The organism is Streptococcus dentasini, from assembly GCF_053206945.1.
Genome location: NZ_JBRUHS010000002.1, coordinates 106282 through 121312, shown reverse-complemented (window position 1 = coordinate 121312; position 15031 = coordinate 106282). Strand labels below are relative to the sequence as shown.

Here is a 15031-nt window from a genome sequence, read left to right as displayed (position 1 = left end):
CTGGAGGGGTCTTTGTCAAATGGATAGTGAAATGATTAAAACCCGACTAAGGTTTGTACTGAATTTTGAGCGACATAAGTGATCTTTCATTAGGCTGAAAAATTCCCAAAGCTTGTCATAGCAGTCTTGAAAGCGGTCGCTTTTTTTGTTACAATCATTGTTATGAAAACTTTATACGATGTTCAGCAGCTGCTCAAACGCTTTGGTATAATCGTTTATTTGGGTAAGCGTCTGTATGATATTGAGATGATGAAAATTGAACTGGAAGGCCTCTATCAGGGCGGTCTTCTAGAAAAAGAGGACTATCTAAAAGCTGAGTTGATCTTGCGACGGGAACATCGCTTGGAAAAAGAAAGACTAGAAAAGGCAGGACATACGAATGGCTAAAAAATTGCTGGGAATTGACCTAGGTGGAACAACAATTAAGTTTGGTATTCTGACAACTGAAGGTGACATTCAGGAAAAGTGGGCAATTGAGACTAATATTTTGGAAGATGGGAAGCACATTGTCCCTGACATTGTAGAATCACTCAAGCATCGATTGAATCTCTATGGTCTGACGAGCGAGGATTTCATTGGCATTGGCATGGGATCGCCAGGGGCTGTTGACCGTGATAAGAAAACTGTCACGGGAGCTTTTAATCTTAATTGGGCTGACAAACAAGAAGTTGGTTCAGTCATCGAAAAAGAAACCGGCATTCCTTTTGCCATTGACAACGATGCTAATGTAGCTGCCTTAGGAGAGGCTTGGACTGGTGCTGGCGGCAATCAGCCGGACGTTATCCTTGTGACTTTGGGAACTGGTGTTGGCGGCGGTATTATCGCTGATGGCAATCTGATTCACGGTGTTGCTGGTGCTGGTGGTGAAATTGGTCACATTAATGTTGAACCTCAAACGGGCTTTGAGTGCACTTGCGGTAACCGAGGCTGTCTTGAAACTGTAGCATCAGCTACGGGCGTAGTACGCCTAGCTCGCCAGATGGCTGAAGCTTATGAAGGTGCCTCCAATATAAAAGCAGCTATTGATAATGGTGATGATGTTACCAGCAAGGATATCTTCACTGCAGCTGCGGCTGGGGATAAGTTTTCAGATGCAGTTGTTGAGAAAGTTGCTTTCTACCTTGGATTAGCAGCAGCTAACTTAGGAAACACTCTTAACCCAGATTCTGTTGTGCTTGGTGGCGGTGTGTCTGCTTCTGGAGAATTTCTGCGCAGCCGTGTAGAAAAATATTTCTTGCAGTATGCTTTTCCAGCCGTTAAAATGTCTACTAAAATTAAAATCGCTGAACTGGGCAACGACGCCGGCATTATCGGAGCCGCAAGTTTAGCTCGTCAATTTGCCTAATTTAAATAGAAATTAATCTTAAATAGCTCGCAGGGTAGAGCTATTTTATCATCTAGCTAGCCACTACTTTTCTTGCAGTTTTGCCTAAGCACGGAGATTTTTGACCAAATCATCTCGATTAAAAATTTTCGCTAAGGCGAATCAGCCCTTTGTATCTTATAAAAAAGGAGTATTTGTTTTATGTCGCAAACGACTATCAACTGGATTTTCACTGCTATTATTTTACTGGCCTTCATAGGTTGGTCCGCTTGGCGCTACCTGCGAATTCGTCGTGCTGCTAAGTTCATCGGCAACAGCGAATTTCAAGGACTTATGCATGGCGGCCAAATTATTGATCTACGCAGTTCATCAGCTTTTCAAACGAAACATATTCTAGGAGCTCGCAATTTCCAGATTGAGCAATTTAAAGAATCACTATCAGCATTGCGTAAGGATAAGCCTGTCTTACTTTACGATAATATGCGCAGTCAGGCTATTGCCCGTGCTGTGCCCATACTCAAAAAGGCTGGCTACAAGGAAATCTACGTCTTAGAAAGTGGCTTTGAAAATTGGGATGGTAAGACTAAGTAAGAAGCTAAACATCTAGTAAGTTTTTCAGATTTATACCTTGTCAGAAATTAACGACTATGATATTATAGTTAGGTGGCCGCTGTAGTTAAATGGTATAATAGAGCAATGGTAATGCTCCGTTCCGAGTTCGATTCTCGGTGGTGGCAGATATACTTAAAAGAGGCTGGGCAAAACTTGTCCAGTCTTCCTGTTTTGGAATAAACTCTTGGTGAAATGGTGAGGAGCAAGACTTGTTGGTCAGGCCAAGAAGTCTTACCCCTGCACAGTTCATTAGGTACTTTAGCACCGATGAACTACTGCTGACTGGTTTTTCTTTTGCCACAAGGCCAAAGTAGAAAACTTAAACGAATGTGATGAGCAAAGTTCATGGTATTAGATAACTTCCAACAGTTTCCCAAACTGCTGAAACAATCACTTGCGTGGTGGTTAAACAATCCAGTGGACTGTTGTTTAAGGGGGTGCCTGAAAATGGAATGCACCCCAAGATAGGGAGGGACTTCCAATCAACCACTGCGTTGACCTAGTAAATTAGAATAATACTAATGAGTCTGGACTTTTGTCCTAGACTCCACTTTTTTAGGATTATAAGCGCTGCAAAATTATTGGCTATCGCAGTTTTATTTTTCAGCCTTAATGTTTCAAAATTCTCATTGGACCTTTTAAACCAGTTCACTATCTTATGTTAAAGGAGTCTATTATGGAAATTCAAGAACTATGGTTAAAAAGAGATGAACTCAGTATTTATGGAAAACTCTATCTGCCTGATAGCAGACAGGAAAAATTGCCTGTCATTATTATGTCGCATGGTTTTAGGGCTACTTATCTCAAGAATGTGAATTACGCTGAGATGGCTTGTAACGCCGGGTATGCTGCCTACATTTTTGACTTTTGCGGTGGCAGCAGCCAAAGCCAGAGTGACGGTCTCTTTACAGATATGTCTGTCTTAACCGAAGCTGACGATTTGCTGGCGGTTATTCGACACATGCAGCAGGATCCTCGTATTGATAATCAGCGCATCTATCTGTTGGGAGAAAGCCAAGGAGGTTTTGTCTCGGCTTACCTTGCTGGACAGATTCCCGAGCAAGTGGCTGGTCTTATACTGTTTTATCCAGCTTTTGTTTTGCAGGATGATGCGGCTGAGCGCCAGGCCAAGTACGGTACAGGCTCCCAATCCAGACAGGTTATGGGCGTTAGTGTAGGCTCTATCTACAATAGGGATGCTTTGTCTTTTGATGTTTATGAGGAAATAGCTGCCTACCAACGCCCTGTCCTTATTGTGCATGGTGATAGCGACTCTATCGTTCCTTTGGTTTACTCAGAGCGAGCACAAAAAGTCTATAAACAGGCCCGTTTAAAAGTTTTACTAGGAGCTGGTCATGGTTTTAAAGCTGACCATGCACTTGCAGCTGGACAGGCTATGCTGGATTACTTAGCAGATTTGGAGCAAGGCTAGAGGAGGAAAAAGTGTCTGTTTTTCTTGGGAGTATTTCAGGAATTATCACTATTTTAGTCATGGTTTTAATAGGCTATCTCCTAGCTGAACGAGGCTGGTTTGACGATAAATCCTCTGCTATCTTAGCTCGTTTGGTTACACAGATTGGTCTGCCTTGCTACATGATTGAAACGATTATAGGGAGATTTTCTGCCTCTGATTTAAAAGAGATGTTGCCTCAGCTTCGCTATCCCGCCTTATCGATGACCATCTTATTGGGAATCGCTCTAGCGATAGCACAAATCTTTCGGGTTGATAAATCCCATCGAGGCCTTTTTGCCTCCATGTTTTTCAACTCAAATACGGTTTTTGTTGGACTCCCCATTAATCAAGCTCTCTTTGGCGATCGCAGTATCCCCTATGTTCTGGTTTACTATATGTGCAATACAACCTTCTTTTGGACGATTGGCCTCTATTTAATTCAGCGCGATGGGCAAAGCAAGCACTCGCTTAATTGGATAGATAGCTTAAAGAAAATCCTGTCACCTCCCCTGTTAGGATTTATACTGGGGGTCGTCTTGGTCTTGTTCAATGTTAAACTGCCTCACTTCGTCATAGCTGATCTGACTTATTTGGGTAATATTACAATTCCCTTATCCATGATTTTTATTGGTTTGTCCATTTCTAAAGTTGGCTTGAAGAACCTTGCTCTTGGTAAAGATAATCTCCTAATTCTCCTAGGGCGCTTTGTTATAGCACCGCTCTTGATGGCTATAATGGTTATGCCAACAAGACTGCCCCATCTCATGAAAGAGGTCTTTATTATCCAGTCAGCTATGCCGGTTATGACCAACGCTCCAGTTGTTTCCAGACTCTACGGGGCAGATGCAGATTATGCTGCTGCTATGGTTACTGAGACAACGGTGATAACTGTCATTGTCATTCCAACTTTGATGGTTTTACTCGGCTGACGAAGATGCTATAATAGGATAATTAGAGATGAAGGAGCCTACAGTAATGACTTATGAACAGGAATTTTTAAAAGACCTTGAAGATTGGCTCAATAGCCAAATCATGGTCAATGAAACAGCGATTAAGGCTAGTCAGCAAGTCTGGGAAGAAGATGGCGATGAACGCGCTAAGGAAGCCCTTACTCGCTATGAAAGCCGTCTGGATGCCTACCAGTTTTTACAAGGAAAAATGGCTAATTACCACCAAGGCAAAAAGTTTCATGATCTGCCTGATGGTTTATTTGGTAAAAGAAAGTACTAGAGAACAAAAAGGGTAGATTCTTTAAAGGAATCACATCTATTGCCTCTTTTGGTCTCTTAAACTGCTTCTGAGGGATAAAAGGTTAATCGAATACGTCATTTAGTTTACAAAATGATGACGAATCGCCTAGAATTGCGATTTCTAGGCGATTTAGTATTTATTTTCTGGAAATAACCTGCTATAATAATAAAAAAAGTTTTTGGAGTTACACATGTCTAAAAAGAAAAATCGCAAAAAAGTATTAAAATTGCAAATGAAACGTCAAGGCTTATTAAAGTCTCAGCCAGCCGTCCCAATGACATCAGCGCCCGCTCAGAATTCAGCTTCTAAGCAGGCAACAGCGCCTAAGTCGACCAGTTCAAAAGTGGTAACAACTTCTCTTGAAGATTTTGCAGCCTCAAAAGAAGTAGCTGATGTGCGTGCTAACTTGGTTGAAACACTTTATGAAGCTGGAATTCATTCAGCAGCTGATTTTGCGAACTGGACTGAAAAAGACTTGCTTGCTCTCAAAGGAATCGGACCAGCAACTGTTAAGAAGTTGCAGGAAAATGGCGTTAGCTTCAAAGCCTAAAATTTAAAGAAAGCCCCATATCAGAGGAGTAAAAGCCTAAGATCTGTCACAGAGAGCGGTAATGTTGAGAAGTCCGCACAGATAGCTTTTACGGGTTGCTGGTAGGTCACAATAGTATAATTGAGTTGCAGAAAAACAAGCTTTCTCGGCTTGTTTTCTGAATGTGGGTGGTACCGCGGATTTAGATATAAATTCGTCCCTGTCTTTAGACAGGGACGTTTTTCATGTAATTTGCAAGTTTAGCTAGAAGGTGAAAATAATGATGAGGATGCTTGGAGCTATTGAAAATAATATCCTACCTGATATCGAAACTGAGCGCCTGTTACTGTGCCAGCGGACAGCTGCGGACGCTTCGGATGTTTTTGACTATGCTAGTTTGCCAGAAGTTACTTATCCTGCAGGTTTCCCACCAGTTGAGACGGTTGAGGATGAAGCTTATTATTTGGAGTATGTCCTGCCTAAAAGTCAAGCAGAGCAGGAGCTACCCTCCGGCTACGGTATCAAGCTGAAAGGTCAGGACAAGGTGATTGGCTCTGTGGACTTTAATCACCGTCATGCAGATGATGTGTTGGAAATCGGCTACACCCTGCATCCGGATTATTGGGGACAAGGAATTGTTCCAGAGGCAGCAGCAGCCCTGATTGAGCTTGGCTTTACCCTCCTCAACCTTCATAAGATTGAATTGAACTGCTATAACACCAATCAGCAAAGTCAGCGTGTGGCGGAGAAATTGGGTTTTACCTTAGAAGCACGGATTCGAGATCGTAAGGATGTCCAAGGAAATCGTTGTGATGACCTGAGGTACGGACTGCTTAAGAGTGAATGGGAGGCGGCTCATGGATAAGAAAAAGATTCTTGCCAGCACGCGCCGATTTGTGAAAGATACTTTAGCTGGTGAAGCCAGCGGTCACGATTGGTGGCATATTGCGCGTGTTACTAAGACAGCTTTGACCATTGCAAGAGCAGAAGGAGCAAACCTTTTTATCTGTGAAATGGCTGCGCTGCTGCATGATATGGCCGATAGCAAGCTCTTTGATGAAGACAAGGCTCTGGATGAGGTTGAGAATTTTCTAACTGAGCAAGGTTTATCACAAGCCCAAATCACTGAAATCACCAGTATCATGACAGGTATTTCCTATAAGGGCGGCCACAACAGCGCTGAACTCAGCTTAGAGGGCAAGGTCGTTCAGGATGCCGATCGTCTCGATGCCATCGGCGCTATCGGCATTGCGAGGACCTTTGTCTACTCGGGCAACAAAGGACGCCTAATCCATGATCCTAACATGAAGCCAAGAGAAAATCTTAGCCTAGAGGACTACCGCAAGGGCAAGGACACTGCCATCATGCACTTCTACGAAAAGCTCCTCAAACTCAAAAACCTCATGAACACAACAGAAGGCACGCGCCTAGCCCAAGGCCGCCATGAGTTTATGGAGACCTACCTCCAGCAATTTTATGCTGAGTGGGAGGGGGAGCGGTGAAAAGCTAATACTTATGTAGTTGTGATTAAAAAAAGGTTTTACTAAGGTGAAAAATATGTCAATAAGTGGTTGGATAGCTTTATCAGGAGTAGTTGTTACTGCTGTTGGAGTTTTAGTTACATGGGCAACATCGAAGTCAGATACTTCTGCTGATGATATTGTACGGTTTGAGAATAATCAGAAATCTGTTGAAAATAGTATCAGCGAGAAAACTCAAGAAATCGAAAAAACACCTGAAAAACAAATTCCTAATTTTTTGAGACATAAACAAAATGAAACCGTTCCAGAATATATGGAAAGAGTTTTTAATATACTAAATTCTAGGGAACAAGGATTTGAATATAAAAAATTAGTTGGTGAAAAAGGATTTGTTTATTTAAGTGATGATATTTCGGATTTAAAGTCTAACGCGATTGCTAGTTTTTCTGATTCTAATGGTAAAATTTGGTATTACCATAAAGGATTAAAAAGAATTAACAAAGAAGCCGAAAATATTATGAAAAATATTTATAATGGTGAGGCTAAATTAAAGAAGGAGTTATATTAATATGTCAAAAGAACTTTCACCAAAATACAATCCAGCTGAGGTTGAGGCTGGTCGCTATCAGAAATGGCTTGAGGAAGATGTTTTCAAGCCGTCAGGCGATAAGAAAGCTAAGCCTTATTCGATCGTGATTCCGCCGCCAAATGTGACGGGAAAACTGCACTTGGGACACGCTTGGGACACGACGCTTCAAGATATTATTATCCGTCAGAAGCGCATGCAGGGGTTTGATACCCTTTGGCTGCCTGGCATGGACCATGCGGGTATCGCCACACAGGCCAAGGTCGAAGCCCGCTTGGCTGAAGACGGGATTTCCCGTTACGACCTCGGCCGTGAGAAATTCTTGGATAAGGTCTGGGAATGGAAGGGCGAGTATGCCGCAACCATCAAGGAGCAGTGGGGCAAGATGGGAATTTCTGTCGATTACTCACGTGAACGTTTCACCCTTGATGAAGGTTTGTCTAAAGCGGTCCGCAAGGTTTTCGTAGAACTCTATAAAAAGGGCTGGATCTACCGTGGTGAATTTATTATCAACTGGGATCCTAAAGCCCGCACAGCTTTGTCTGACATCGAAGTTATCCACAAGGATGTTGAGGGTGCTTTCTATCACATGAACTACATGCTGGAAGATGGCTCTCGCACTCTGGAAGTCGCAACCACCCGTCCAGAAACCATGTTTGGGGATACAGCTGTCGCTGTCAATCCAAACGATGAGCGTTACAAGGACTTAATTGGCAAAAATGTTATCCTGCCAATCGTTAACAAGCCAATTCCAATCGTTGCTGACGAGCATGCGGATCCAGAGTTTGGTACAGGTGTCGTTAAAATCACACCGGCTCATGACCCTAACGACTTCCTGGTCGGTCAGCGTCACAATCTGCCGCAAGTCAATGTTATGAATGACGACGGAACTATGAATGAACTGGCTGGTGAATTTGCTGGCATGGATCGTTTTGAGGCTCGCAAGGCAACGGTTGCTAAATTAGAGGAAATCGGTGCCCTTGTGAGAATTGAAAAAATGACTCATTCGGTCGGTCACTCAGAACGCACAGGTGTTATGGTGGAACCACGCTTGTCCACCCAATGGTTTGTCAAAATGGATCAGCTGGCTAAAAATGCCATTGCCAACCAAGACACAGACGACAAAGTGGACTTTTACCCACCTCGTTTTAACGATACTTTCCTCCAATGGATGGAAAATGTTCACGACTGGGTTATCTCCCGTCAGCTCTGGTGGGGCCACCAAATTCCTGCTTGGTACAATGCGGACGGCGAGATGTATGTCGGAGAAGAAGCACCGGAAGGCGACGGCTGGACACAAGATGAAGATGTCCTTGATACTTGGTTCAGCTCTGCCCTTTGGCCATTCTCAACCATGGGCTGGCCGGACACGGACTCAGAAGATTTCAATCGTTACTTCCCAACCTCAACCCTTGTCACAGGTTATGATATCATCTTCTTCTGGGTGTCTCGCATGATTTTCCAATCTCTGGAATTCACTGGCCGCCGTCCTTTCAAGAATGTCCTGATTCACGGGCTTATTCGTGATGAACAGGGTCGTAAGATGTCTAAATCTCTCGGTAATGGGATTGACCCAATGGATGTTGTTGACAAATACGGTGCTGACGCTCTGCGCTGGTTCCTTTCAAACGGCTCTGCGCCAGGTCAGGATGTGCGTTTCTCTTATGAAAAGATGGACGCCGCTTGGAATTTCATTAACAAGATTTGGAATATTTCCCGCTATATCCTTATGAACAATGAAGGTCTCACCCTAGATCAAGCGACAGCCAATGTTGATAAGGTTTCTGCAGGGACAGCGGGCAATGTCACAGACAAATGGATTCTCCATAATCTCAATGAAACGATTAGCAAGGTTACGGAAAACTTTGACAAGTTTGAGTTTGGTGTGGCTGGTCATCTCCTCTATAACTTCATCTGGGATGAATTCGCCGACTGGTATGTGGAGTTGACCAAGGAAGTCCTCTACAGCGACAATGAAGACGAAAAAATCATCACGCGCTCAGTCCTCCTCTACACACTGGACAAGATTCTGCGTCTGCTGCATCCAATCATGCCGTTTGTAACAGAGGAAATCTTTGGACAATACGCTGAGGGCTCAATCGTGACAGCAACTTACCCAACCGTTAACCCTGCTTTTGAAAATGAAGCTGCGCATAAAGGTGTGGAAAGCCTCAAAGACTTGATTCGTAGTGTTCGAAATGCACGTGCCGAAGTCAACGTAGCACCAAGCAAACCAATCACTATCCTTGTCAAAACCAGCGACAGCGAATTGGAAAAATTCTTTAACAGCAATGTCAACTATATCAAACGCTTCACCAATCCTGAAAAACTTGAAATCAGCTCAACTCTTGACACACCAGATCTTGCCATGTCAGCCGTTATCACAGGCGCCGAAATCTTCCTGCCTCTGGCAGACCTGCTAAACGTAGAAGAAGAGTTAGAACGCCTCAACAAAGAGCTAGCTAAATGGCAGAAAGAACTGGACATGGTCGGCAAAAAACTCAGCAACGAAAAATTCGTCGCTAACGCCAAACCAGAAATCGTCCAAAAAGAACGCGACAAACAAACCGACTACCAAGCTAAGTATGACGCGACAGTAGAGCGGATTAAAGAGATGGAGAAGCTTGAAAAATAAGATTAGTTTATAAGCTCCATGTTCAAAATGAGCATGGGGTTTTTTAATCTATGGATAATCACCTTAAATTTGGAAAAAGTTATATAAAGTTATATAATAAAGTGGAAGTTATATAAAGTTATATAATAAAGTGGAAGTTATATAATCGGGCAAGGGTGTTCGACTGTATAAAAAAGATAGCTTCTTTCTGGATGCAACTTTCTTAGATGTAACTATTTTTGTCGAATCTTTTATTTTACCTAATCCATAGGTACCCTTTATACCTTGCTAATTGAGCTTGGCATAAAAGTTCAGAATTTAATAGATTACTTTTTTGCAAGTTAAATTCCCACTGCTTTTATAGCTTTAATATCTTAATATAAGGAGAATTTAGATGGCAGCTAATCCTTTTACATTGGGCTTTGGAAAACGCCCTTATACCTTCATTTCTCGAACATCTGAGATTCAATCGGTTATAAATGACTTTAATGAAGAGAATTCCGCCTCCCAATCCTATCTTATAACCGGTGTACGCGGATCGGGTAAGACAGTAACCATGACGGCTATTGCTAATAGTTTAAGGGAGTCCGGTGACTGGATTGTTATCAATCTTAATCCTAATCGCGACTTACTTGAGAGTTTAGTTGCCAAACTTTATGACATTCCAGAACTCCATCAGTTATTTATCAAAGCTAAGTTCAATCTTACTTTATTTGGTATTGGTGCTGCTATAGAGAATGTGCCTCCGATCAATGATATTGAAGTGGCGTTGGAGAAAATGCTGGCTCAAGTCAAATTGTTGGATAAGAAAGTTCTTGTCACTATAGATGAAGTAACAAAAACTGAGACCATGAAGATTTTTACCAGTAGTTTTCAGCTTTTGATACGTGAGGATTATCCTATTTTTCTACTTATGACGGGGCTCTATGAGAATATCTATGAGTTGCAGAATGATGCCACACTTACCTTTCTTTACCGTTCGCCTAGACTGGATCTAGCTCCACTAGACAAGATTTCTATCAAGAAGCGTTACCGTGAGATTTTCAATCTTACAGATGAAAAAGCTATAGACATGGCTAATTTGACTGCTGGATATTCCTTTGCATTCCAAACTCTAGGCTATCTCTGCTGGAAGAATCGCAACTATTTAGATAATCGTAAAGCCCTGCTTGAAGCTTACGATGAAACCTTACAGAGTTATGTCTATCAAAAGATCTGGTCAGAGCTTTCAGATCAAGATAAAAAAGTCCTTACAGTCCTGTCTAAACACTCAAAGATTCGCACTAAGGATCTAAGAGAGGCTCTTAAATTCACCCCAAGTCTCATGTCTGTATACCGCGAGCGCCTCAAACGAAAAGGTCTCATCAATACGTCTGAATACGGTCATATATCCTTAACTCTGCCCCGCCTAAGTAACTTTATCTTAGAGTATGAAGGGTTGGAGTAGAGCAATAACACCATGATATTAATTAGACCGTTTGTAATAGAATAATTTGCATAAAGAAATAGCGAGGTTAAATGATATGGCTGAGTCAAAGACGAAACGATTACTTTATTTTATGTCTGAGTTAGAAAAGGGAAATCAGATCGATAAGGATGCGTATCTGTCTAAGTTCAAGATTACTGATCGGACAATGAAAGAAGATATCAGCGAACTGAAAGCCAATTTAAAAGAATTGCGCCCTAACATGCACATCAAATTTTCACGAAAATATGCTTGCTATTATGCGGACTATGAACAAGGGTATGGAAATTTAAAGTATAATCAAGCAGTTATTCTCTCAAAAATCTTATTGGAAAGCCGAGCCTTACGAAAAGATGAAGTCTCTGAAATCATTAATATTTTTGTAGAACGCGCAGTTGATGATAAAGAACGTACAAGAATTAAGAAATTAACTCAGTTTGAACTCAATAGTTATCAGGAATTAAAGTTTTATCGAGAATCTAATAAGACTATTTTGCCGATTATTTCCGCTATTTTTGATGCAATTGTTGATCAGCGTCCACTAGCTTTTAGCTATGCAAAACCCTCTAGCAAGATTGAAGAGTACATTGTTTTGCCCATTTCTGTTATTTTTGATAGTCATTATTTTTACTGCATTTCTTACAAATTAGATGAGAATTTTAAGAGTCAATATAAACTGCAGGAATTAAGGTATTTTCGGGTGGATAGATTTAAAACCATTCATAAATCTACTGTAGATTCCGCTTTTTCACTAACTGAAGAAGAACGAAAACGACTTATTAAGGATGAACAGGTTCGATACCAGACTTTCTCAATGTTTTCTGATCAGAAATGGGTGAAGATTCAGTTTAAGTATACGGGTAAATTTAGGGATGTATTAGAGGCGGATATTCCAAAATTGAAAATCGTTAATGAGTTGGAAAGTGGTATTGTCTATGAGATAGAAACCCTGAGTTTATTTGGTTTTCAGAAATATATTCAACGTTTCGATGGAGATTTTATATTTCTGGATATAAAAAGTATAAAAAATAACTATGATTAATACGGAAAATATCTTTTGAGATTCAAGTAGAAGTACATATTTTATGTGCTTCTATTTGTATTTTTAAGGGAAAAGTTATATAGAATACGTAATTTAAACTAAGACGCCGAAAAAACATGTTTATTTAATGTGTTTTTCTGATATACTTTAGATGTTGAAAGGATATAGGCCTATACGAATCATTTCGATATTGTTTATTTAAAGTGTCGATTTGTTTATATAAGTAGTTTGTGAGGTGGATGAATGATTTTAGCACATTATGAACATGAAACAGGTAAGAAGCAGTCATTAGAGGAACACTCTTTTAATGTAGCTAACAAAGCAAGGGAAGATGCTGACTCTATTGGGCAGGGAGATTTGCTTTTTTTGCTAGGCCTTTATCATGATCTAGGAAAAGCCGATCAAAAATTCCAAGATAAATTAACCAAGAATCCTGCTATGCATGTTGACCATTCCTATGCTGGCGCTAAGTATTTGTTTCGTATGGTACAACAAGCGGCAAAGGCTTTAGAGGTAGATAGATGGTTAATATCTACTTTTAATGATATAGTAGCCTATGTTATTTCTGCTCATCATGGTATGTATGATATTCCGATGTCCAATGATACTGAAAATAGTAGTTTATTTGATAATAATAAATTACACTATCGCATTAGAAGAAAGATGGAAGATTACCATTTTACAAGTGATGTTGTGGGATTTGCTCAGGTACTAGAAAAACAATTGCCAAAATATGGTTATCTGAATTTAAACGATTTAATAGATAAGGCTTTCGAAAATTTTCAGAAAGCTTGGAGCAGCCTCTCTGTACAAGATAACAGCGAGCGTGATTTTTATTGTTCTTGCTTTGTTAGATTGTATCTATCTTTTCTAAAAAATGCAGATATTCTAGATACTATCAATGCCTATGATTTATTATTAGAGCCTTTTAATCCTGAGGAATACAAGACTTTGCAAGAGTCTTATTACAAATCAGTTGAGGATTTATATGCTAGTTTTGGAAATCCTAAAACAGAATTAAACCGTGTCCGCACAGTGATTGGTGAACGTGTTAAGCGGCGTGGAATTGAAGACTCAAGTGGAATCTATCGTCTAAATCTACCAACAGGTGCTGGAAAGACTAATTTGAGTCTGCGTTATGCTGTTCATCAAATGCGACATCAGCATAAAAAACGTTTTTTCTATATGACACCCTTTTTATCTGTTTTGGAACAAAATGCTTCAGCTATTAAGAAGATTATTGGCAAGGATGGCGTTCTTGAGCATCATTCAAATATAGTTCAGGAACAGGATGGGAGCTATGATGGATTTGGCGATGAAACATGCCAAAATTTGCAAGCGCAGTATCTAACGGATAGCTGGGATAGTCCAGTTGTGCTAACGACCATGGTTCAATTTTTTCAGACATTATTTAAAACAAAGTCTGCCAATATTAGGCGATTTTCAAATTTGACGAATAGTGTTTTGATTTTAGATGAAGTACAATCGTTACCCATAGAAGTTACCACACTTTTTAATTTGACGATGAATTTTCTTTGTCAAGTGATGAATGCAATGATTGTGCTTTGTACGGCAACCCAACCTATCTATGATTCTAGGAAGATTTCCCATCGATTAGTTTATGGCGGGGAAAATGCAGAACTGCCTGATATTGTGATGCTTACGGAATCAGAGCAAAAAGTATTTACTCGTACAGAATTACGAAAGTTTGATGACAATGATAATAAAGTGACTCTGAATGAATTGGCAGCTGCCATTATAGAGAATAATCAGTCCACACTTATTATATTGAATACTAAGCCAGCTGTTGCAAAATTATATCAACTTTTGGAGGAACAAACTGACAGGCCACTCTATCAGCTTTCTACAAACATGTGTGCTCAACATCGCTTTGATATTATTGAAAAAATAAAGTCAGAATTAATTCAAAATATTCCTCTCATCTGTGTGAGTACACAATTGATTGAAGCAGGTGTGGATGTGGATTTTGAACGTGTGATTCGCTCTTATGCTGGTATTGATTCTATTGTACAGGCGGCAGGTCGGTGCAATCGTGAGGGCAAACGGACTATGGGGCAAGTAACCTTGGTTAATCTATTTGATGAAGAAGAAATTCTAACTTATCTGAAAGAAATTCGTCAGAAAAAAGATTCAACAGAAGCCATTTTATTCCAGAAAACATCACCCATCAATGTCACTGATTTGAATGTTGACTTTTTTGAAAAATATTATGCTGACAATAAAATTCAGATGGATTATCCGATATCTGATAATGAGTCAATCTATGATTACCTTAGTCAGAACACCTATTCTACACAATTGACATCAGGTAAATTACGGCAGTCGTTCAAAAGAGCTGGACAAAAGATGGACTTAATCAAAGATGAGAGTATTGGTGTTTTAGTTTCTTATGGGGATGCCGCTGATCAACTAACTATTTTAGAAGAAAAATTATCAGAGAATCCCTATCCAGTTGGTCAGGAGTTGTTAGAAATTAAACAGGAACTAAAACAATTGCAGCCTTATACTGTCAATCTTAGGGAACATGATGAGCTTCTAAAAGTGACAAGAGCATACTTAAATGGACAAATTTTTATATTGCAAGAAGAATATTATGATGATGTAGCTGGGATTAAAAAAGATACCAGTAATGTTAATTTGATTTTTTAGAAGA

14 protein-coding genes and 1 tRNA gene are annotated in these 15031 nt (G+C 40.3%); all 15 read left to right on the top strand.

Annotated features, from left to right (window positions below; genetic code table 11):
- Positions 1-162 precede the first annotated feature (162 nt).
- The 15 genes from ACVR1G_RS02040 to cas3 all read left to right on the top strand — a co-directional run bounded on the left by ACVR1G_RS02040 (position 163) and on the right by cas3 (position 15027).
- Positions 163-387, top strand: coding sequence for a YqgQ family protein (locus tag ACVR1G_RS02040; protein ID WP_447451556.1), 225 nt, complete (start codon positions 163-165; stop codon positions 385-387).
- Entirely contained in the window at positions 380-1345 is a 966-nt protein-coding gene (locus ACVR1G_RS02035) for an ROK family glucokinase (RefSeq protein ID WP_447451555.1), read from the top strand. Before ACVR1G_RS02040 ends, ACVR1G_RS02035 begins: the two co-directional genes overlap by 8 nt.
- 180 nt (positions 1346-1525) lie before the next feature.
- Positions 1526-1915 carry a rhodanese-like domain-containing protein gene (locus ACVR1G_RS02030; protein WP_447451554.1) on the top strand — a complete coding sequence of 130 codons (390 nt, stop codon included), beginning with the start codon at positions 1526-1528 and terminating at the stop codon, positions 1913-1915.
- Between the two features lie 75 nt (positions 1916-1990).
- Positions 1991-2061: transfer RNA gene (locus ACVR1G_RS02025), tRNA-Thr, on the top strand.
- 551 nt (positions 2062-2612) lie between these two features.
- Entirely contained in the window at positions 2613-3368 is a 756-nt protein-coding gene (locus ACVR1G_RS02020; protein WP_447451553.1) for an alpha/beta hydrolase, read from the top strand.
- An 11-nt stretch (positions 3369-3379) separates the two neighbouring features.
- Positions 3380-4318: an AEC family transporter gene (locus ACVR1G_RS02015; protein ID WP_447451552.1), complete on the top strand. Its 939-nt coding sequence runs from the start codon at positions 3380-3382 to the stop codon at positions 4316-4318.
- A gap of 46 nt (positions 4319-4364) precedes the next feature.
- Positions 4365-4619: a DUF1912 family protein gene (locus ACVR1G_RS02010; protein WP_447451551.1), complete on the top strand. Its 255-nt coding sequence runs from the start codon at positions 4365-4367 to the stop codon at positions 4617-4619.
- 211 nt (positions 4620-4830) lie between these two features.
- A complete protein-coding gene (locus tag ACVR1G_RS02005; protein ID WP_447451550.1) occupies positions 4831-5190 on the top strand; it encodes a helix-hairpin-helix domain-containing protein in 360 nt (119 codons plus the stop codon).
- 259 nt (positions 5191-5449) lie between these two features.
- A complete protein-coding gene (locus ACVR1G_RS02000) occupies positions 5450-6034 on the top strand; it encodes a GNAT family N-acetyltransferase (protein ID WP_447451549.1) in 585 nt (194 codons plus the stop codon).
- Positions 6027-6671 (top strand): HD domain-containing protein, encoded by a 645-nt coding sequence (locus tag ACVR1G_RS01995; protein ID WP_447451548.1) that lies wholly within the window; start codon positions 6027-6029, stop codon positions 6669-6671. Before ACVR1G_RS02000 ends, ACVR1G_RS01995 begins: the two co-directional genes overlap by 8 nt.
- A gap of 55 nt (positions 6672-6726) precedes the next feature.
- Positions 6727-7218, top strand: a complete 492-nt coding sequence (locus ACVR1G_RS01990) for a hypothetical protein (protein WP_447451547.1) — start codon at positions 6727-6729, stop codon at positions 7216-7218.
- 1 nt (position 7219) lies between these two features.
- Entirely contained in the window at positions 7220-9871 is a 2652-nt protein-coding gene (locus tag ACVR1G_RS01985; protein WP_447451546.1) for a valine--tRNA ligase, read from the top strand.
- A 373-nt stretch (positions 9872-10244) separates the two neighbouring features.
- A complete protein-coding gene (locus ACVR1G_RS01980) occupies positions 10245-11297 on the top strand; it encodes an ATP-binding protein (protein ID WP_447451545.1) in 1053 nt (350 codons plus the stop codon).
- Positions 11298-11373: 76 nt separating this feature from the next.
- Positions 11374-12357, top strand: a complete 984-nt coding sequence (locus ACVR1G_RS01975; protein WP_447451544.1) for a WYL domain-containing protein — start codon at positions 11374-11376, stop codon at positions 12355-12357.
- A 243-nt stretch (positions 12358-12600) separates the two neighbouring features.
- The gene (gene cas3, locus ACVR1G_RS01970; RefSeq protein WP_447451543.1) at positions 12601-15027 is read left to right on the top strand and encodes a CRISPR-associated helicase Cas3'; all 2427 of its coding nucleotides are present in this window, start codon (positions 12601-12603) and stop codon (positions 15025-15027) included.
- Positions 15028-15031 lie beyond the last annotated feature (4 nt).

What these genes read in the sequence shown, in the direction of transcription:
- ACVR1G_RS02040 (WP_447451556.1), top strand. Translation starts at nt 163, where the DNA reads ATGAAAACTTTATACGATGTTCAGCAGCTGCTCAAACGCTTTGGTATA.
- ACVR1G_RS02035 (WP_447451555.1), top strand. Translation starts at nt 380, where the DNA reads ATGGCTAAAAAATTGCTGGGAATTGACCTAGGTGGAACAACAATTAAG.
- ACVR1G_RS02030 (WP_447451554.1), top strand. Translation starts at nt 1,526, where the DNA reads ATGTCGCAAACGACTATCAACTGGATTTTCACTGCTATTATTTTACTG.
- ACVR1G_RS02020 (WP_447451553.1), top strand. Translation starts at nt 2,613, where the DNA reads ATGGAAATTCAAGAACTATGGTTAAAAAGAGATGAACTCAGTATTTAT.
- ACVR1G_RS02010 (WP_447451551.1), top strand. Translation starts at nt 4,365, where the DNA reads ATGACTTATGAACAGGAATTTTTAAAAGACCTTGAAGATTGGCTCAAT.
- ACVR1G_RS02005 (WP_447451550.1), top strand. Translation starts at nt 4,831, where the DNA reads ATGTCTAAAAAGAAAAATCGCAAAAAAGTATTAAAATTGCAAATGAAA.
- ACVR1G_RS02000 (WP_447451549.1), top strand. Translation starts at nt 5,450, where the DNA reads ATGATGAGGATGCTTGGAGCTATTGAAAATAATATCCTACCTGATATC.
- ACVR1G_RS01995 (WP_447451548.1), top strand. Translation starts at nt 6,027, where the DNA reads ATGGATAAGAAAAAGATTCTTGCCAGCACGCGCCGATTTGTGAAAGAT.
- ACVR1G_RS01990 (WP_447451547.1), top strand. Translation starts at nt 6,727, where the DNA reads ATGTCAATAAGTGGTTGGATAGCTTTATCAGGAGTAGTTGTTACTGCT.
- ACVR1G_RS01985 (WP_447451546.1), top strand. Translation starts at nt 7,220, where the DNA reads ATGTCAAAAGAACTTTCACCAAAATACAATCCAGCTGAGGTTGAGGCT.
- ACVR1G_RS01980 (WP_447451545.1), top strand. Translation starts at nt 10,245, where the DNA reads ATGGCAGCTAATCCTTTTACATTGGGCTTTGGAAAACGCCCTTATACC.
- ACVR1G_RS01975 (WP_447451544.1), top strand. Translation starts at nt 11,374, where the DNA reads ATGGCTGAGTCAAAGACGAAACGATTACTTTATTTTATGTCTGAGTTA.
- cas3 (WP_447451543.1), top strand. Translation starts at nt 12,601, where the DNA reads ATGATTTTAGCACATTATGAACATGAAACAGGTAAGAAGCAGTCATTA.